This window comes from Pseudochrobactrum lubricantis (assembly GCF_041929865.1).
Taxonomy (GTDB): Bacteria; Pseudomonadota; Alphaproteobacteria; order Rhizobiales; family Rhizobiaceae; genus Pseudochrobactrum; species Pseudochrobactrum saccharolyticum.
The window spans coordinates 436,850-455,535 of the sequence record NZ_JBHEEE010000003.1 but is presented as its reverse complement, the minus strand read 5'-3'; the positions used below and the strand labels follow the sequence as shown (position 1 = coordinate 455,535).

Here is an 18,686-nt window from a genome sequence, read left to right as displayed (position 1 = left end):
GATAAATCACTGACCCTGTAATTGGTTTTCCAGTTGCCCATTTAGGCGCGCTCCTCCGTGGCGCAAACGAGTGCGCAAAAGCAGGGTAAAAGTTTTAATAATTACTAATTTGTTCTACAAATGTTCTCAAAACGTGAAAGAGTCAACAGGGATTATTCATGGCCTGGCGGGGCTGTGAATTGCTGTGAATTGTTAATGTGGGGTGGTGACCGTGAGAACAGAAAATGAATAAAAATGTAAACCGGTAGAAAAAAGCTGTAAACCGGCCTTTGCTATACTATCAATAAGTTATTGAAATGTATGGCGATCCCGACTGGATTCGAACCAGTGACCGTCGGCTTAGAAGGCCGGTGCTCTATCCAGCTGAGCTACGGGACCGCATATTCTGAAAGCGGTATATAATTAGTGAGTCCAAGGCTGCTGGCGGTCAAAGCGGAAATTATCCGTGTAAGACACTTTACGGCGTTTGGCTTCTTTAGGCTCTTCAATCCGGTAGGCAATGCCGTATTTCTGCGCATAAGCGATCGCTTCTTCGAGGCTCTCGAAGCTCATACGGATCTGGCTTTTCATATCACGGGAAGAAGTATAACCCATCAGCGGTTCAATTTTACGGGCTACTTCAGGCTCATATTCAAGAAACCAGGCTTCGGTCTTGGCTTTACCGGATTGCATGGCAGTCTTGGCTGGACGATAAATACGGGCAACCATATTCATATACCTCAGGGCACAAAAGCGACCGTCAAATCTTATATTTGCTGGTCTGTTAAACGAGAGACAAATTTCACTATAATATTCAGTATTTGTCATGGTCGGAGCGAGAGGATTCGAACCTCCGACCCCCTGATCCCAAATCAGGTGCGCTACCAGGCTGCGCTACGCTCCGCTATCCTCAAAGGATAAGATGTGTCTAGAATTTTCAAGGCAGGAGCGCAAGAGGCAAAACGGCACTTCCAACCAAAAATGCATGAATGTCACACTATAAAAGCGGGGACAAAAGCACTGTTTTGTCTCCGCTTTTAGAAGCTTCCGTATTTTACAGATTATCAGACTGCAAATGCAGCCTGAAGTCCCTGTTGCAGATCGTCAATCAGATCTTGCGTATCTTCAAGCCCGATTTGCAGGCGGATCACCGGTCCTTCATAGCTCTTTGCAGCAACTGTCCGGTCACCGAGCTGAACATGCACGGCCAGACTTTCATAGCCGCCCCATGAATAGCCGAGGCCGAATAGTTTTAGCGTATCGAGCAATTTGTGGGCTTCTTCTTTGCCGCCTGAAGCGAGAACCACTGAGAAAACACCGCTGGCACCTTTGAAATCACGCTTCCACAAGGCGTGATCCGGATGACTTTCCAGCGCGGGATGCAGCACGCGGGCAATCTGGGGCTGCTGTTCCAGCCAGCGGGCAATCGTCAGAGCGCTTTGCTGGTGATGGTTGAGGCGTAGCCCCATGCTGCGCAGGCCACGCAGAATTTGATAGGCATCATCGGAGTTTACGCACATACCAAGGGCGGTATAGGCGTTTTCCAGCTGTTTCCAGCATTTTTCATTCGCGGAAATCATGCCGAACAGAATGTCGGAATGTCCCGAAGGATATTTCGTTCCGGCATGAATTGTAATGTCCACACCAAAATCAAGCGCTTTGAAATAAAGAGGCGTTGCCCATGTATTATCCATCATCACGACAATATCGTGCTGATGTGCGGCTTCGACAATTGCCGGGATATCCTGAATTTCAAATGTATTGGAGCCGGGTGATTCTGTGAAAATGACACGCGTATTCGGGCGGATCAGTCCGGCAATATCCGCACCGATATGCGGCGGATAATATTCGACCTCAACACCATATTGCTTCAGCAGTGTATTTGCGAAGCGGCGTGTCGGATTATAAATCGTATCAACGAACAGCACGTGGTCGCCGGCTTTCAGGAAAGCCAGCAGCGGTACAGTAACGGCAGCCAGACCGGAGGGAACGAGCAGAGTGCCTGCGGAACCTTCCAGCTCGTCAATCGCACTGCATAAAGCGTCCGTTGTCGGTGTGCCATGCGTGCCATAGGTATATTTCTGGTTTTCCGTTGCCATGGTCGCAGCATCCGGAAACAGGACAGTCGAAGCGCGCACAACCGGCGGATTGACAAAGCCGTGATATGCATAAGGATCATTCCCGCAATGGGTAAGCATTGTGTTGATCCCTAATTCCCCCGTACCCTTTTCTGATTTGACCATAAAAACGCCTCCTGCTGCCTGTTAGTCTGTATTGTCTCGTGTGAGTCTTCGTTATTCGTGCTGAAACGGAATCGCTTTTTCTGAAAATATTTGTGTTTTCAGCGTGTTAACAGTGCCGTTTTTCATTTTCTGCAATAAGCCGGAAAATGACAGTTGCGACTAGAGCATAATCTTTGTGCTTTGTCCTGAAACCTTATGCTTTCTTTATGAGAAGCGGTAAAACGGATTTACAGCATAGTAAGAGATGAACAATTTTATTGATTGCAGCAGTTGCGGTGTGAGAGTTTTATGAGTTTAAAATATGAATTTTCAGAATTGAGAACCTCTGTTCAGGCGGGGCTGGCACGGCGTAAGGCGCAATCTATGCAACAGGCTGAACATGAAAGGGCAGATCAGAGCGCGACCAATCTGTGGTCGTATCAGCTGACGCTGTTTCTGCTGGTTATGATTGCGGGTGCGGGGGTGCTTTTACCTTTTGACGGGGATTTGTCCCGCCTTGCCGTTTCCGTGCAGTGGTTGCCTGTAGAGATTCTGAAATCGCTGACGAATCTCGTATTGGCCGCTCCCTATGTTGCATTATTCACCGTCATTATTGCGGTCTGTCTGGTGAGACGGCACAGGTTGCGCGGGCAGGAAGGCTATGGCCTTAAAATTCCTGAACTTCTGCAAAGTTATAATCGTCTGGGCACGATTGCCGGTCAGAGCCTGTTCGGTATTTCTGCGATTCTGAGTGCCGGACTGATCGTGAATATTCTCAAATATTTTGTCGGCAGACCGCGCCCGTTTCTTATTGATAGTGCAGGGCCTTTTGGTTTCAAGCCGTTTGATTTCAGCCATGCTTATGTCAGTTTTCCGTCCGGTCATGCCTGTACGGCAGCTGTGCTGGCCACGCTGCTGGCGCTGTGGTTTCCGCGTTACCGGTTCTTTGCCTATGCAGGTGTGGCGCTGATTGCTTCAAGCCGTGTTTTCGTTCAGGCGCATTATCCGAGTGATGTGGTGACCGGCTTTGCTATCGGCACGGTTACCACCTTGATTCTGGCGCGGTTTCTGGCGCAGTCTGGTCTGTTGTTTCGTCTCGGGGAAGGGCAGATGTTTCCTGAACTGAAAAATATAATCAGCAGAAGAATCAAGCTGCAAGGCGCTTAAGTTCAGGTTTTTGAGGCAGGGCAAGCTGTGTTCGGGGAGCGGACTGAACAATTTTCCGTGTTTGGACCCTTGACCTGTCGAAAATAATAGCTTTCGATAGACACAGTTTTAGACGTATCCCGTTTCCGCCTTGCGGATCACAGGCTGAACTAAACCGGTTAAAGCCGGATATCAGGCTGTCAAAACGAAAAACAGATCCGGTTCAGATTTTGCCGGATATGACAGAATGCCGAAATTGATTTTTGAATGCTGATAATAAGTTTAACGATAATGAGGGTGAGCATCATATGAAAAAGTCAACTTTACTCAAATTGGCCAGCGTGGCTGCTTTGACCGTTACAACCTCTGCAGCAATTGCCGGCACATTGGATGATGTGAAGAAAAAAGGCTTTGTACAATGCGGCACCAATACGGGTCTGCCGGGTTTTGCCGCCCCGAATGATAAGGGGGAATGGTCTGGTTTCGATGTTGACTATTGCCGTGCTGTGGCATCGGCTATTTTCGGGGACAAAACCAAGGCTAAATTTACACCGCTGAATGCCAAAGAGCGCTTTACTGCGCTGCAATCCGGTGAAATCGACATTCTTATCCGCAACACAACCTGGACAATCAGCCGTGATACATCTCTCGGTTTGGAATTTGCCGGTGTGAATTACTATGATGGCCAGGGCTTTATGGTCAACAGTAAGAAACTTCCGGATATTAAATCAGCATTGCAGCTGTCCGGCGCATCAATTTGCGTTCAGGCAGGTACAACAACTGAAATGAACATGGCCGATTACTTCAAGGCCAATAAGATGGAATATAATCCGGTCGTCTTTGAGAAAATCGAAGAGGCCAATGCTGCTTATGACAGCGGCCGTTGCGATGCTTACACAACGGATCAGTCCAGCCTTTACGGTGTGCGTCTGGCGCTTTCCAACCCTGACGATCACGTCGTTCTTCCGGAAATCATCTCCAAAGAGCCGTTCGGTATTGTTGTCCGTCAGGGCGATGCACAATGGGCCGATGTGGCGCGCTGGGTTCATAACGCACTTCTGAATGCGGAAGAAGCCGGTATTACGCAGGCTAATGTTGAAGAGATGATGAAGTCTGATTCACCTGAAATCAAACGTCTTCTCGGAACAGAAGCTGAAACCAAGATCGGCGTCGATCTGGGTCTTGATAATGACTGGGTTGTGAAGATTGTTAAAAATGTCGGCAATTACGGCGAGATTTTTGAACGCAATATCGGCACAACAAGCCCGCTGAAAATTGCCCGCGGTATTAATGCGCTGTGGACCAAAGGTGGTCTGCAATATGGTATACCAATCCGCTAATATCGGCGTATAATCAGAATAAGCACCTGCACCACATCATGTGGTGCAGGATAGCTTTCTGTACCTGAAATATAATTGAAACATTGTAATTTTGTGCCGTCCGGAGCGTATCCGAAAAGCGGGGACCGGTTTTCGGGTCAGATACGCGTATAAGCAAATAGCTTGAGCATGAAACGCTTTTTGACGTGCAATAAAAACAAAAGATAGCTGAAAGATTGTACCGCTATTTAAGGTACCTGCCGATATGGCCGAAATCCCTGTCTGAAATTTATAATTTGATAATCCGGCTATAGGTGAAAAGGCGCAGGGGGCTTTTCAAATATCTGGTCAAATATCTGACAGCAGAGCATGAGGTGCGCATGGCAGATCAAAGCGCCGTAACCGGCAAGCGACAGGAAACACAAGTTTCCCTCCTGAATAATCCGAAAATGCGCGGATTATTTTATCAGGCGGTTGTTTTTATTTCAGTTTTTGCTTTGATTTATTGGATAATAGGAAATACAGCCGCAAATTTGCAGAGGCTGAACATTGCATCCGGTTTTGACTTCCTGAAAAGTCGCGCAGGTTTCGACGTCAGCCAGTCGCTGATCAGTTATGATGCGGATTCCAACTATGCACGGGCCTTTGTGGTCGGTCTTCTGAATACGCTTTATGTTGCTGTACTGGGTATCATTACAGCCTCGGTTATCGGATTTCTGGTTGGTATCGGGCGTCTCTCCGGAAACTGGCTGATCGCCAAAATCTGTACCATTTATGTCGAGACTTTCCGTAATATCCCGCCATTGCTCGTGATTTTCTTCTGGTATTTCGGCGTATTGTCGGTTCTGCCGGAAGTGCGCGGCAGCTATGCTTTGCCGTTTGATACTTATCTGAACAAGCGCGGGTTTTTCTTTCCGTCCATAATCTGGGGCGAGAATGCATGGCTTATATTCGCGGCTTTCGTTGCCGCTGTTATTGCAGCCTTTGTCATTCATCGCTGGGCACGTTTGCGTCAGGCAAAAACGGGGCAGATTTTTCCGTTCTGGCGTGTTGCTCTGGCACTGATAATAGGATTGCCGGCGCTCGCATTTTTTATCACGGGAATGCCTGTCAGCTTTGATATTCCGAAACTTGGCTCATTCAATCTGACCGGCGGCACACAGGTGAAACCTGAATTTCTGGCGCTTTATCTGGCGCTGTCATTCTATACGGCATCTTTCATCGCGGAGACTGTGCGCGGCGGTATCAAAGGGGTTAGCAAAGGCCAGTCAGAGGCAGCCGCAGCTTTGGGCCTGCGCAGACCGCAGGCGATGCGCCTTGTTGTCGTGCCGCAGGCGATGCGGATTATCATTCCTCCTTTATCGAGCCAATATCTTAATCTGACGAAAAACTCGTCTCTGGCGATTGCTATCGGCTATCCGGATTTGATGGCTGTCGGCGGTACGGTGCTTAACCAGACAGGGCAGGCGGTAGAAGTTGTGGCGATCTGGATGGCGGTTTATCTCGGCATCAGCCTCATTACCTCTGCATTTATGAACTGGTTTAACGCGAAAATGGCATTGGTGGAGCGGTAAGATGACAAATTCAGACTTACAATATGTACGCTCGCAAATGGTTGATCCGATGCCGGCACCTGCCAGTCAGAAAGGCATTGCTTCATGGATGAAAGAAAACCTGTTTTCGAGCCTTAAAGATACCGTTCTGACAATCATGGGTATTTCGCTGATTGTCTGGTTTCTGCCGGGATTGATAAACTGGTTGTTTGTCAATGCTGTCTGGGCAGGGACTGACCGCACATTCTGTACCACAACGGTGCAGGGCGGTTTGCAGCCGGATGGCTGGTCGGGTGCCTGCTGGGCTTTTGTCGATGCAAAGCTCCAGCAATTTCTCTACGGACGCTATCCGGTTGATGAACGCTGGCGTGTGAAACTCGTGGCGCTGGTTTTCGTGATTTTGCTGGTGCCGATGCTGATTGGCAAGCTGCCGCATAAAATGCTGAACGCAGTTCTGTTGTTCATTGTTTTTCCGGTCTTCACCTATTTCCTGCTGGTCGGCGGTTCATTCGGTCTGCGTTATGTTGAAACCTCGCTCTGGGGCGGTCTGCTGGTCACGCTGATCCTGTCCGTGGTGGGGATTACCGTATCGCTGCCGATGGGTATTTTGCTGGCTTTGGGACGGCGTTCCAATATGCCGGTTATCAAGACACTGTGCGTGATCTTCATTGAGGTTATTCGTGGTGTGCCGCTGGTGGCATTGCTGTTCATGGCCAGCGTCATGCTGCCATTGTTTATGCCGCCGGGCACCAGCTTTGATAAGTTTTTGCGTGCGCTGGTCGGTGTGTCATTATTCGCTTCCGCCTATATGGCTGAAGTCATTCGCGGCGGTTTGCAGGCGATTCCGTCAGGGCAATATGAAGGCGCGGATTCGCTGGGCTTGAGCTATTGGCAGAAAACTCTGTTCATTATCCTGCCGCAAACGCTGAAACTTGCTTTGCCGGGTATTGTGAACACGTTTATCGGCTTGTTCAAAGACACAAGTCTTGTTTACATTATCGGTATGTTCGACCTGCTTGGAATCGTCAGGCAGAATTTTTCGGATGCCACTTGGGCAACACCGCAGACACCGGCAACGGGTCTTGTTTTTGCCGGATTTGTATTCTGGATTTTCTGTTTCTGTATGTCGCGTTATTCGCTATATATGGAGAGAAGGCTGGATACGAGCCATCGGTAAGCGGCTGCGGAAAACCGGGAGTTGGTTTTTCGCTCACAGCTGCCAAAGAACAGAAATGGTTTCATTCAGACGGATGAAACCATTCAATCGGGAATACCATCAGCATTATTGCTGCGGATGGTCAGTGAGGGAATAAAGAATGAGCATGCAATCGGGCGCTTTGCTGAAGCCGACGATGGAAGAAACGGGAGCAATTATGGAAATATCCAAAACCGATGTCGCAGTCGATATTGTCGGAATGCATAAGTGGTATGGTGAATTCCATGTGCTTCGCGATGTTAATCTGCGGGTAATGCGCGGGGAGCGTATTGTCGTGGCAGGACCTTCCGGTTCCGGTAAATCAACGATGATCCGTTGCATTAACCGCCTTGAAGAGCATCAGAAAGGCCAGATCATTGTGGACGGCAAAGAGCTGACCAATGATCTGAAAAAGATCGATGAAGTGCGTCGCGAAGTCGGTATGGTTTTCCAGCATTTCAACCTGTTTCCGCATCTGACAATTCTTGAGAATTGCACGCTTGCGCCGATCTGGGTGCGCAAAATGCCGAAGAAACAGGCAGAAGAAATTGCGATGCATTATCTGGAACGCGTTAAGATTCCGGAGCAGGCAAATAAATATCCAGGTCAGCTTTCCGGTGGTCAGCAGCAGCGCGTGGCGATTGCCCGCTCACTCTGCATGAAGCCGCGTATTATGCTGTTCGATGAGCCGACCTCTGCGCTTGATCCTGAAATGGTCAAGGAAGTGCTGGACACCATGGTTAGCCTCGCTGAAGAAGGCATGACCATGATCTGCGTAACCCACGAAATGGGCTTTGCGCGTCAGGTTGCCAACCGCGTGATCTTTATGGATCAGGGGCAGATTGTGGAGCAGAATTCGCCATCCGAATTCTTTGACAATCCGCAGCATGAGCGTACCAAGCTGTTTCTCAGCCAGATCCTGCACTAATTTTCAGAAACATATTAAAACACCCGCAGTGCAAATCGCGGGTGTTTTTTATTATCTATTCGCCATGCGGGCCTTCGCAGAACTGGATACGATTGCCGAAAGGATCAATCACAGCCAGAACCCGACCCCATGGTTCATTTTCTATGCCGGGGCGCAGGAAACGGTATTTATGACTGCTGATTTCCTTATGCAGGGTATCGACACCCTGCATGCGCACGAAAATATTGGCACCGGGGCTGCCATCGCCATGATGTTCGCTGAGGTGCAACACCAGATTGCCGCGCGAAACCTGCATATAGAGCGGCATATTTTCAGCAAAGCGATGTTCCCAGTCACATTGAAAACCCAGATAGTCGAGATAAAATTCTCTGGCTTTCTCAATGTCGAAAATTCTGAATATCGGGCAAACCTGTTCAAACTGGACATTGCTCATAAGATGTTCTCCGGTGTTGTGCCGTGACTATAAAATATGCCTGTAAAATTCATATTAAAACTATACAGGCAGTGATGGGAGAAAAAATGCAATATCAATGGCTGAACCAGCTGGAGCAAAAACATCATCAGAGTTTCTTTGAACTCTACACAAAGGAATGGTGGACGCAGAGCCGCTCTTATGACGATGCGATCAATATGCTTGTTCATTGCGATTTGATTATCGCCTGTTGTGATATGCAGGATCGCGTCATTGGTTTTGCTCGTGTGCTGACGGATTATACTTTTAAAGCGCTGATCTTTGATGTGATTGTGGATGAATCCACGCGCGGACTGGGGCTTGGACAGGAAATTGTTTCACGCATCATCCGGCACCCTGATCTGCAAAAAGTTCAGGGTTTTGAACTCTATTGCCCTGAACGGTTGGTTCCGTTTTATGAAAAACAGGGTTTTGTAAAAGGCTCCTCCTGCCTGATGTTTCATCAGGCATAGTCTTTATAATCTCTGCATCAGCTCGATACGATTGCCGAACGGATCGTTGATATAGGCACGAAGATAGCCGGACAGCGGTTCATCCTCTGTTGATTCAATCTGATGTTCTGCTAGCATTGCTAGAAATGCGGACAAGTCATCAACCAGAAAAGCCGGATGCGCTTTTTGCGCAGGGGCAAAGCCGCGTTCAACGCCGAGATGAACTTTAAGATCACGCAGCTCAAACCAGCAGCCGCCGCGTTTTGCCAGATTGTCGGGTTTGGGAACTTCCGTCATACCTAGCAGCCCGCTATAAAATGTGCGGGCTTTGTCCTCTCCACCGGCAGGCATTGCAAGCTGAATATGATCCAGTCCGAGTATCGGCATTGTTTTCTCCCGTTGTTCAGGCAGGCAAAACCGGTTGTATCAGCACATAATTTTCATGGCGTTCACCCGGAAGTTCAAACCAGATTGAACCCTGCCTTTGGAAACCCTGTTGCCTGTAGAAGTGTAATGCAGGGTGGTTATCATGCAAGACCGAAAGCCAGATATGGTCGATATCCTGTGCTTTTACCGCTTCACGTGCCTGTTGCATGAGAGCAGAGCCGATCCCGCATCCGGCATGACGGGCTCTGACATAAAGTGTGCTGATCTCTGTAGCTGTTGTCAGCGCATGCAGGCTTTCAGGCAACGTAGCTTGATAATCAATAACAATATAGCCGAGCAGATGACCATCCTGTTCCGCGAGAATGATCTGCTTTGCGCCATCCGCGATCATCTGTTCAAAATATTGCGGCTTAAAACGCTGCAGTACATATTCAGCAAAAACAGTGCTGATACCCGCCTTGGCATAGGTATGCAGCCAGACTTCGATAGATAAAGCTGCCAGTTTTGCAGCGTCGAAGGATTTGGCCGTGCGATAAATTAACAAATCGGGCTCCTGTCTCAATCTGTCTGATTTGATGTAGTATGCTGTCACTGGAGCGTACCCCGAAAAGTGCGAAGCAGTTTTCGGGGTACGCGTAAAACAAAGAATTAGAGCGGTTCTACTGATTCAATATTAACCGGAACCGCTCTAGAGCATTTCACAGTCAAGTTGGATCAACTTGACGCCCGTGATAATGCAGCAAAATAAAGAATCTAGAGCGAGCACTGTGATCCAATCTGGACTTAAACCGCTCTAGCGCAGAAGTTAAACAGTCCTGCCAAATATTCTGAGGAGGAAATTATAATGAGCAGACTGATATTTGTGAACTTTCCCGTGCGTGATCTCGATAAGTCGATCAGTTTCTATGAGGCAATCGGGGCGCGAAAGAATGATATGTTCTGCGATGAAACCGCAGCCTGCATGGTTTTATCGGACGTTATTCACGTCATGCTGATAACCCATGATAAATTCCGCCAGTTCACGCCCAAAAACATTGCTGATGCACATACTGTCAGCGAGGTTCTGGTATGTGTGTCAGCATCGGATAAGCAGGAGGTAGACCAGCTAATCAGCAAGGCTGCATCTGCCGGTGGCAAGGCTGATCCGTCAGCTGTGCAGGACTATGGCTTTATGTATGGCCGCAGTTTTGAAGATCTGGACGGCCATATCTGGGAAGTGATGTGGATGGACATGGAAGCTGCAAAGCAGGCCATGGCAAAAGACTAAAATATTCCCTGTCCCGTTCTGATCGCAATATTCGCTTTTGAACAACGGGACAGAGCCTGAAAAACATGATGCGGTTCAGGATGTAATGTCAGCCGCATCATATTGATAAAGCCAGTCCAGATCGCGCAGAAAGTCTTCCGGTTTGCGTATTTTAAACAGCATGTTACGACCGAGAGCCACAGGGCCGCTGGCGTGATAGGCAAAACGGTTGAGCTTGCCGCGGCGGGCAACTTTGGCAATGCGCGCCAGTCTTTGTTTTTCAAAGGCGGCGAGGGCTGCACTATGGTCACTTTGCTCCGGTGAGAGATGTGCTGCGAGCGAGGCCGCATCTTCAATTGCCATTGCTGCACCCTGTGCCGCAAATGGTGTCATCGCATGAGAAGCATCGCCAAGCAGCACAAGGCGCTTATCAATCACCAGCTTTGGCTCCGGCATTTCAAACATCGGCCAGAATGTCCATTGCGGTGCGGCTTTGATGACATCGCTGACAGCCTGAGACCAGCCTGAAAAACTGCGGATCAGAGCGGCGCTGTCGCCTTTCATATCCCAGCTTGTGCCGATATCTTCACCATCGGTAATCGCAACAAAATTAAAGGCTTTACCGTTTTTAATCGGATAGGCAATCAGATGCGCGCCCTGACCAAGCCATGCAGAAACACTGAGTGTATCTTTGAGACTATCAAGAAAACTCTGCGGCAGCTTTTCAGCGGGCAGGGTGGTGCGCCAGGCAATATGATCTGTAAATCGGGCGCGGCTGTCATTTTGCGTAGCCGCATTATTCGCCACAAGTCCGGCACGCTGCGCTGACCACACACCGTCGCAACCAAGCAGCAACTGTCCGCTATAGTCGGTAATCTGATCGTTGAGATCAACGCGGATCGTCACTTTGTCTTCTGAAATGTGGTGGGACAGCACATTAGCGCCGAGATGCAAAGTAATCTGCGGATGCGCACGCACGGCCTTGAGCAGAACTGCCTGCAAATCCGCACGATGACAGGTAATATAAGGTGCATTCCAGCGTTGTTCTGCCTGGCTCCCAAGTTCCATACGGATAAGCGGTTGTGCTTTCACACCGTCCATCAGATAGAGCGCATCAGGGCTGACGGCATGGGGCAGCAGGTCTTCCATAATGCCCAGACGGGCAAGAAGCCGCGTGGCATTGGGTGCCAGCTGCAAACCGGCTCCGACTTCGGAAAGTGCCGGTGCCTTTTCCATCATCAGCACAGAAAAACCCCGCTCTGCCAGAGCCAGAGCCGTGGTCATACCGGCAAGTCCGGCACCGGAAATAAGAATACGCTGATTATTCTGGTTTTGCATGGTTGCCCTCACAGCCGTTGAGGCAGATGCCGGAAATATCTGAACGGGAGTTTTATCCCGCTCTTATCCTTGCACAACGGCATCTACAGAAACTGAAGCGTGGTGTCAGAGCAGTCTGAAAGAAAATAACAACTGCTCTGAAGGTGAAAAACGGGGCGCATTTTCACGGAGGCAGGCAGGATTATTCTGCAGCAGCAACCTGAGGATCGTTGAAGGTGCAGCCGGCAGGCACAGTCTGATCTGCGCTCAGGGATGCATCGTGACGATAAAGGGTCGAGCAATAAGGGCAGACAACTTCTTCCTCATCGCCCATATCGAGAAACACATGCGGATGGTCGAATGGCGGATTTGCGCCGACGCACATGAATTCTTTAACGCCGATGCTGATGGCATTGTGGCCGGCATCGTTCTGAAAATGAGGGATGATATGATCTGACATATGACGACTCCAGTGATGGTATCACCTTAAAGCATTTATGCTTTGAGCGGAATCACTCGCCACATCAATGCGGTAACAACAAAGCGTGAGAGAGACAGCAGGCGGAACCTTGATGCCGGCAGCGCTCGGACGCATAATTTGGCTCTGATGTATCGCGAATAATGCAGGAGCGGAAGTGTTTTTTATAGTTTCTGCTGTAATCTCCGCTTTGTTAAGAATTTGTCATACAGAATGCATAAACGAACCTTAACAGGAGCACTGTTCAGAGGATCGAATATCGTCCGGTCTTTCCGGTAATTTCTGAGTGCCGGCGATTTCAGAGGGATTGTTAACGTGTCGCATAAAAAAAATCATGGATCGGTTAAAGAGGCTGAACCTGTGGGTAATATGCCGGCATTAATGGCCAAGACAGATATTATTGCTGTTTCAGATATGTCTGCCGATGATGCTGTGCGGAACCTGTCTGAAAGTCCGGAGCGTTTTGTCAATCGTGAGTTCTCATGGTTGCAATTCAATAAGCGTGTATTGGCAGAGGCTGTGAACAAACATCAGCCATTGCTGGAACGTCTGCGTTTCCTGTCGATTTCGGCAGCCAATCTTGATGAATTTTTCATGGTGCGCATTGCCGGTCTTGCAGGGCAGGTGCGGGCAGGTGTGGCCACACGTTCAGCCGATGGCCGTACACCGCAGGAGCAGCTTGATTTTGTGCTGGCAGAAGTTGCCACTTTGCAGGTTGCGCAGCAGGAAACGCTGCAAATGCTGCGTCAGGAACTGGCTCAGGAAAATATTGAGATTATTCGTTCTGACCGCCTGAAAAAACACGACAAGAAATGGCTTGAGCACCATTTTCTGGATACGATCTTTCCGGTTCTCACGCCTTTGTCGCTCGATCCGGCGCATCCGTTTCCGTTCATTCCGAATCTCGGCTTCTCGATGGCGCTGCAATTGTCGCGCATAACCGACAAGCATCCGATGGTGGCGCTGCTGCGTCTGCCGGTGGCACTCAGCCGTTTTGTACAGATACCGTCCGAGGCGGGTATCTATCGCTTTATCACGCTTGAAGATGTGGTGAGTCTGTTCATTGAACGCCTGTTTCCGGGCTATGAAGTGCGTGGCGCCGGTACATTCCGCATCATTCGCGACAGTGATATTGAAGTGGAAGAAGATGCCGAAGATCTGGTTCGCCATTTTGAAACTGCGCTGAAGCGTCGTCGTCGCGGACGGGTTATCAGTATTGAGTTCGACAGTGATATACCGGAAGCGCTGCGGGTGTTCATGACCATGGAGCTTGGTGTTTCCGAGAGCCGTGTGAGTATTCTGCCGGGTCTGCTGGCGCTGAATATGATTTCGGAAATTGTTGCTATTCCGCGCGATGATCTGAAATTCACCCCTTATAACCCACGTTTTCCTGAACGCATCCGTGAGCATGGCGGCGATTGTTTAGCGGCAATCCGCGAGAAGGATATTGTCGTTCACCATCCTTATGAGTCCTTTGATGTTGTGGTGCAGTTTCTGCGTCAGGCGGCACTTGATCCGAATGTGCTGGCCATCAAACAGACGCTCTACCGCACCTCAAACAATTCGCCGATTGTACGTGCGCTGATTGATGCGGCGGAAGCCGGTAAGTCGGTGACCGCGCTGGTGGAGCTGAAAGCACGTTTTGACGAGGAAGCGAATATTCGCTGGGCACGCGATCTGGAACGTGCGGGCGTGCAGGTGGTCTTCGGCTTTATCGAGCTGAAAACCCACGCGAAAATGTCGCTCGTCGTGCGCCGCGAGGATGAAAAACTGCGCTCTTATGTGCATCTTGGTACGGGTAACTATCACCCGATCACCGCGAAGATTTACACTGACTTGTCTTTCTTCACATCTGATGCCGATACGGCGCGCGATGTGGCGCATATTTTCAATTTCATTACCGGTTATGCGCAACCGGCAGATGTTATGAAACTGGCTATTTCGCCTTTTACATTGCGCCGCCGGATTCTGAAACATATTGAAAATGAGATTGAACACGCGAAAGCGGGTCGTCCGGCGGCGATCTGGATGAAAATGAATTCGCTGGTTGATCCGCAGATCATTGATGCTCTCTATAAAGCCAGCAGTGCAGGGGTGCAGATTGATCTGGTGGTACGCGGCATTTGCTGTCTGCGTCCGCAGGTTCCGGGTCTGTCAGACAATATCCGCGCCAAATCCATTGTTGGTCGTTTTCTTGAGCATTCACGTATTTTCTGCTTCGGTAACGGGCAGGATTTGCCGTCCAAAGATGCAATTGTCTATATAAGCTCGGCAGATATGATGCCGCGAAACCTTGACCGCCGCGTGGAAACGCTGGTGCCTGTTACAAATGTGACCGTGCATCAACAGATTTTATCGCAGATTATGCTTGCAAATCTCTACGATAATCAACAAAGCTTTGAGGTACTTTCAGACGGAACCTCCAAGCGGATTAAACCCGTGGACGGGGAAGAAGCTTTTAACGCTCAGGAATATTTCATGACCAATCCCAGCCTGTCCGGTCGCGGCAAGTCTCTGAAATCGTCAGCACCGCGTTTGATTGCGCGTCACAACCGCGTTCGCGCAGAGCGAAACCGTAACGCATGACTTTGTCTCTGGCACAGGGCCGTTTGAAAGGTCTGGAACCGGTCGCAGTTATTGATATCGGTTCCAACTCCGTGCGTATGGTTATCTATGAAGGTATTGTGCGTTCTCCGACTATTTTCTTTAACGAGAAAATTCTGAGCGGTCTGGGTAAAGGACTGGCACAAACCGGACGTCTGAATGATAAATCGGTCGCCAGTGCGCTTGAGGCGCTGCGGCGTTTTCGTGCGCTGGCCAAGCAGGCCGGTGCCACAAAAATCTACACAATTGCCACAGCGGCTGCGCGTGAAGCAGAAAACGGGCCGGATTTCATTGCACGGGCGGAAGAAATTCTGGGTGAAAACATCCAGATTCTCTCTGGCCGCGAAGAGGCCTATTATTCGGCGCTTGGTATTATTTCCGGTTTTCACCATCCGGACGGTATCGCTGGTGACCTTGGAGGGGGCAGCCTTGAACTGGTTGATGTGCTTGGCGATAATCCTGACAAGGCGATCGGCAGCGGCATTACATTGCCGCTCGGCGGTTTGCGCCTGCAGGATTTGTCCGGTGGAAAAATTACAGAAGCTGCGAAAATCACCCGCAAATATGTCGGTGATGTCGAGTTTCTGAAAGAGGGCAAAGGCCGCACATTCTATGCGGTGGGCGGTACATGGCGAAATCTTGCCAAGCTGCATATGAGTGCCAAACATTATCCGCTGCATGTCATGCATGGCTATGCGATGGATCCGGAAGATGCCTATCACTTCCTCTATCGTGTGGCGCGCTTTGATATCGACCATATGCGCGGCATTGAGGCTGTGTCGAAAAACCGTCGTCAGCTGTTGTCCTATGGTGCGACAGTGCTGATGGAAGTTGTTAAGCGCATGCAGCCGGCACAAATTGTATTCTCGGCAATGGGCGTGCGTGAAGGCTATCTGTTCTCCTTGCTCGCTAAAAAAGAGCAGAAACTCGATCCTCTGCTTTCCGCTGCTGAAGAGCAGGCGGTGCTGCGTTCGCGCTCACCGCGCCATGCGCACGAGCTGGCGGACTGGACCGGCTATGCATTCGAGCAGCTCGGCTATGATGAGACCGAGGATGAATATCGTTATCGTCGCGCGGCCTGTCTGCTCGCCGATATCAGCTGGCGTGCACATCCTGATTATCGCGGCCCGCAGGCGCTGAATATTATTGCCCATGGCTCGTTCATCGGAATTGATCATCCGGGGCGTGCTTATATGGCGCTGGCCAATTATTATCGTCATGAAGGCGTTATGGATGATGATGCCGCGCCGGAAATTATTCGCATTGCAACGCCGCGTCTGCGTGAGCGGGCTCGGGTTCTGGGTGCGTTGCTGCGTGTGGTATACCTGTTCTCGGCTTCAATGCCGGGGGTAATCCCGCAACTTAAATGGCGGCAGGAAGGCGATGTTCTGGCGCTGGTGGTGCCGGAGGCCTATCGTGATCTGGTATCAGAGCGACTGGATAACCGGCTGAATGTTCTGGCCAAGGTAACCGGCAAGACACTGCGTTTTGCGGTTGAATGAAGCTAAAATACTGTATTTCAGCATGAAGTAATAAAAAGCCGGATCAGGAGCATTTCCAACAAAAGTGGGAGCCGCCTTCGCGGGGAAATCAGTTTGCCGGACTGATTTCTTTTCCCACTTCGATGCGTCCGGAAATGCGTAAACAAAAAACAGAGCATTTATGGTTCGCGGTGAACTGGAAATGCTCTGTATCTGGCTTTTTTTTACATCGTTTTGTCGAATGTATAGCGACCTTGCAGCAACCCGCTTGGAAAAACCTGATGGCCGGTGAGTTTCCATTGGTTCATGGACATATCACCTTCAAACAGTCGCACACCTTTGCCGATTGTGGCCGGTACCCAGCTTAAAGTCAGTTCATCAACCAATTGTTGTTGCACACCCTGGCGCACAACATTGCCGCCATCGAGATAGACATGCCTGAGACCACGCGCGGACAGCTCCGGCAGCAGATCGCTGAGTGTGCCGGTGAAGCTGGTTTCGCCATAAAGCGGTGTCAGCGGACGGCTGGTCAGTACAACAACCTGCTTGCCCTCATAAGGCCAGAAGCCGAATGTCAGCACTGTGTCATAGGTATTACGCCCCATAACCAGCACATCCACATCAGCCATCAAGGCATTGTAACCGGTATCCTCTGGCGGATCGGTTTCGACCACGGACAGCCACGACAGATCATTGTCCGGACCGGCAATATACCCGTCCAGACTGATGCCCAGAAAAACGCTGACTTTGATCTTGTCGCTCATGCTTAATCCAGCGGAACTGCCTTGATCTTGCGGTTTTCAAACTTGATGCCGATTTTGCCTTCAATCATTTGCAGTGCTTTTTCACCGAACAATTCACGGCGCCAGCCCTTCAGAGCCGGTACATCCGCTGCATTACCCTTGGCAGCAATCTGATCAATATCATCGGAAGAGGCGACAACTTTCGGTGCTACACCATGATCTTCGGTAATGATTTTGAGCAGTAGCTTGAGCACATCTGAAGCGGCACCGGTGCCTTCCGGCGCATTATATTGCTTCGGCAGACGTGGCATGTCTTCTTTCGGAATGCTCAGTGCTTCATTGATCGCTTCAACCAGCCCCTGTGCATGAGAGGAACGCTCCCAGCCTTTCGGAATGGTACGCAGGCGGGACAGCGCTTCCGCATCGCGCGGCTGTTGCTGGGCGATTTCCTGAATCGTATCGTCCTTGATTACACGGCCACGCGGCACATTGCGTTCGCGTGCGGCACGTTCACGCCATGCGGCAACCTTCTGCATGACGGCCAGTTCGGCAGGCTTACGCAGACGGATTTTCAGACGCTTCCACGCATCGTCAGGATGCATGTCATAGGTCTCGCGGGCGGTGAGAATGCGGATTTCTTCGCTCACCCAGTCATTGCGGCCTTCTTTGGTCAAGCGATCCTGCAAATAGAGATAAACATCGCGTAGATGCGTAACATCGGCCAGTGCATAATCCAACTGCTTGTCACTCAGCGGACGGCGGCGCCAGTCAGTAAAGCGGGACGACTTGTCCAGATTTACGCCGGTGATACGGGCAACCAGCTGATCATAAGAAATGGCATCGCCAAAACCGCAAACCATCGCTGCAACCTGTGTGTCGAATACCGGCTCAGGGATCAGATTTCCGAGGTGGAAAACGATTTCAATATCCTGACGGGCAGCGTGAAACACTTTGACGACAGATTTATCCGCCATCAGGGCGAAGAAAGAGCTGAGATCAATGCCCGGTGCCAGTGCATCCACCAACGCCGTTGTGTCCGGCGATGCCATCTGGATCAGGCAAAGCTCCGGCCAGAAAGTGGTTTCACGAATGAATTCGGTATCCACAGTGACAAAATCAGATTTTGAAAGCTGTGAAACGGCCTGTTCAAGACCCTGTGTTGTCGTAATGAGTTCCATGATTTTT

General features: G+C 50.0%; 18 protein-coding genes and 2 tRNA genes. 9 read left to right on the top strand and 11 right to left on the bottom strand.

The genetic code is table 11. The annotated features are described in order from the left end of the window. Positions 1-301 precede the first annotated feature (301 nt). The 4 genes from JNC80_RS09250 to JNC80_RS09235 form a co-directional block, all read right to left on the bottom strand. Positions 302-378, bottom strand: a tRNA-Arg gene (locus tag JNC80_RS09250). A gap of 24 nt (positions 379-402) precedes the next feature. Then, on the bottom strand, positions 403-714 hold the full coding sequence (locus tag JNC80_RS09245; RefSeq protein ID WP_163026116.1) for an ETC complex I subunit: 312 nt from the start codon (positions 712-714) through the stop codon (positions 403-405). Positions 715-806: 92 nt separating this feature from the next. Further along, positions 807-883 (bottom strand) — tRNA-Pro (locus JNC80_RS09240). A 160-nt stretch (positions 884-1,043) separates the two neighbouring features. Continuing rightward, entirely contained in the window at positions 1,044-2,222 is a 1,179-nt protein-coding gene (locus JNC80_RS09235; RefSeq protein WP_376710121.1) for a cystathionine beta-lyase, read from the bottom strand. 288 nt (positions 2,223-2,510) lie between these two features. Here JNC80_RS09235 and JNC80_RS09230 point away from each other — a divergent pair, with 288 nt between their 5' ends. From JNC80_RS09230 to JNC80_RS09210, 5 genes are all read left to right on the top strand, one after another. Then, positions 2,511-3,368 carry a phosphatase PAP2 family protein gene (locus JNC80_RS09230; RefSeq protein WP_376710120.1) on the top strand — a complete coding sequence of 286 codons (858 nt, stop codon included), beginning with the start codon at positions 2,511-2,513 and terminating at the stop codon, positions 3,366-3,368. Positions 3,369-3,655: 287 nt separating this feature from the next. Then, a complete protein-coding gene (locus JNC80_RS09225; protein ID WP_376710119.1) occupies positions 3,656-4,687 on the top strand; it encodes an amino acid ABC transporter substrate-binding protein in 1,032 nt (343 codons plus the stop codon). A 359-nt stretch (positions 4,688-5,046) separates the two neighbouring features. Beyond that, positions 5,047-6,240 (top strand): amino acid ABC transporter permease, encoded by a 1,194-nt coding sequence (locus JNC80_RS09220; protein ID WP_075655871.1) that lies wholly within the window; start codon positions 5,047-5,049, stop codon positions 6,238-6,240. Position 6,241: 1 nt separating this feature from the next. After that, on the top strand, positions 6,242-7,396 hold the full coding sequence (locus JNC80_RS09215) for an amino acid ABC transporter permease (RefSeq protein ID WP_116088186.1): 1,155 nt from the start codon (positions 6,242-6,244) through the stop codon (positions 7,394-7,396). Positions 7,397-7,592: 196 nt separating this feature from the next. Next, positions 7,593-8,342 carry an amino acid ABC transporter ATP-binding protein gene (locus JNC80_RS09210; protein ID WP_033315959.1) on the top strand — a complete coding sequence of 250 codons (750 nt, stop codon included), beginning with the start codon at positions 7,593-7,595 and terminating at the stop codon, positions 8,340-8,342. A gap of 55 nt (positions 8,343-8,397) precedes the next feature. On the opposite strand, the gene JNC80_RS09205 is transcribed toward JNC80_RS09210, so the two are convergent. Next, entirely contained in the window at positions 8,398-8,775 is a 378-nt protein-coding gene (locus tag JNC80_RS09205; protein ID WP_376710118.1) for a glyoxalase superfamily protein, read from the bottom strand. An 86-nt stretch (positions 8,776-8,861) separates the two neighbouring features. Here JNC80_RS09205 and JNC80_RS09200 point away from each other — a divergent pair, with 86 nt between their 5' ends. Beyond that, positions 8,862-9,266 (top strand): GNAT family N-acetyltransferase, encoded by a 405-nt coding sequence (locus JNC80_RS09200; protein WP_376710117.1) that lies wholly within the window; start codon positions 8,862-8,864, stop codon positions 9,264-9,266. Between the two features lie 3 nt (positions 9,267-9,269). Here JNC80_RS09200 and JNC80_RS09195 read toward each other — a convergent pair whose 3' ends face one another. Next, the gene (locus JNC80_RS09195; RefSeq protein ID WP_376710116.1) at positions 9,270-9,632 is read right to left on the bottom strand and encodes a VOC family protein; all 363 of its coding nucleotides are present in this window, start codon (positions 9,630-9,632) and stop codon (positions 9,270-9,272) included. Between the two features lie 16 nt (positions 9,633-9,648). Then, positions 9,649-10,176 (bottom strand): GNAT family N-acetyltransferase, encoded by a 528-nt coding sequence (locus JNC80_RS09190; protein ID WP_376710115.1) that lies wholly within the window; start codon positions 10,174-10,176, stop codon positions 9,649-9,651. Positions 10,177-10,476: 300 nt separating this feature from the next. Here JNC80_RS09190 and JNC80_RS09185 point away from each other — a divergent pair, with 300 nt between their 5' ends. Then, positions 10,477-10,899, top strand: a complete 423-nt coding sequence (locus tag JNC80_RS09185) for a VOC family protein (protein WP_022710462.1) — start codon at positions 10,477-10,479, stop codon at positions 10,897-10,899. A gap of 75 nt (positions 10,900-10,974) precedes the next feature. Here the strand turns inward: JNC80_RS09185 and JNC80_RS09180 are convergent, their stop codons facing one another. Beyond that, the gene (locus JNC80_RS09180; RefSeq protein ID WP_022710463.1) at positions 10,975-12,216 is read right to left on the bottom strand and encodes an FAD-dependent monooxygenase; all 1,242 of its coding nucleotides are present in this window, start codon (positions 12,214-12,216) and stop codon (positions 10,975-10,977) included. Between the two features lie 181 nt (positions 12,217-12,397). Further along, positions 12,398-12,655: a zinc-finger domain-containing protein gene (locus tag JNC80_RS09175; RefSeq protein ID WP_022710464.1), complete on the bottom strand. Its 258-nt coding sequence runs from the start codon at positions 12,653-12,655 to the stop codon at positions 12,398-12,400. 399 nt (positions 12,656-13,054) lie between these two features. On the opposite strand from JNC80_RS09175, the gene JNC80_RS09170 reads away from it, so the two are divergent. After that, positions 13,055-15,259, top strand: coding sequence for an RNA degradosome polyphosphate kinase (locus tag JNC80_RS09170; protein WP_376710143.1), 2,205 nt, complete (start codon positions 13,055-13,057; stop codon positions 15,257-15,259). Continuing rightward, the gene (gene ppx / locus JNC80_RS09165) at positions 15,256-16,779 is read left to right on the top strand and encodes an exopolyphosphatase (protein WP_376710114.1); all 1,524 of its coding nucleotides are present in this window, start codon (positions 15,256-15,258) and stop codon (positions 16,777-16,779) included. The genes JNC80_RS09170 and ppx overlap by 4 nt, the downstream gene beginning before the upstream one ends. Before the next feature lie 203 nt (positions 16,780-16,982). On the opposite strand, the gene JNC80_RS09160 is transcribed toward ppx, so the two are convergent. Further along, the gene (locus tag JNC80_RS09160) at positions 16,983-17,522 is read right to left on the bottom strand and encodes a dihydrofolate reductase family protein (RefSeq protein ID WP_376710113.1); all 540 of its coding nucleotides are present in this window, start codon (positions 17,520-17,522) and stop codon (positions 16,983-16,985) included. Positions 17,523-17,524: 2 nt separating this feature from the next. Next, complete coding sequence (gene rnd / locus JNC80_RS09155) at positions 17,525-18,679, bottom strand: ribonuclease D (protein WP_022710468.1); 1,155 nt, start codon at positions 18,677-18,679, stop codon at positions 17,525-17,527. Positions 18,680-18,686 lie beyond the last annotated feature (7 nt).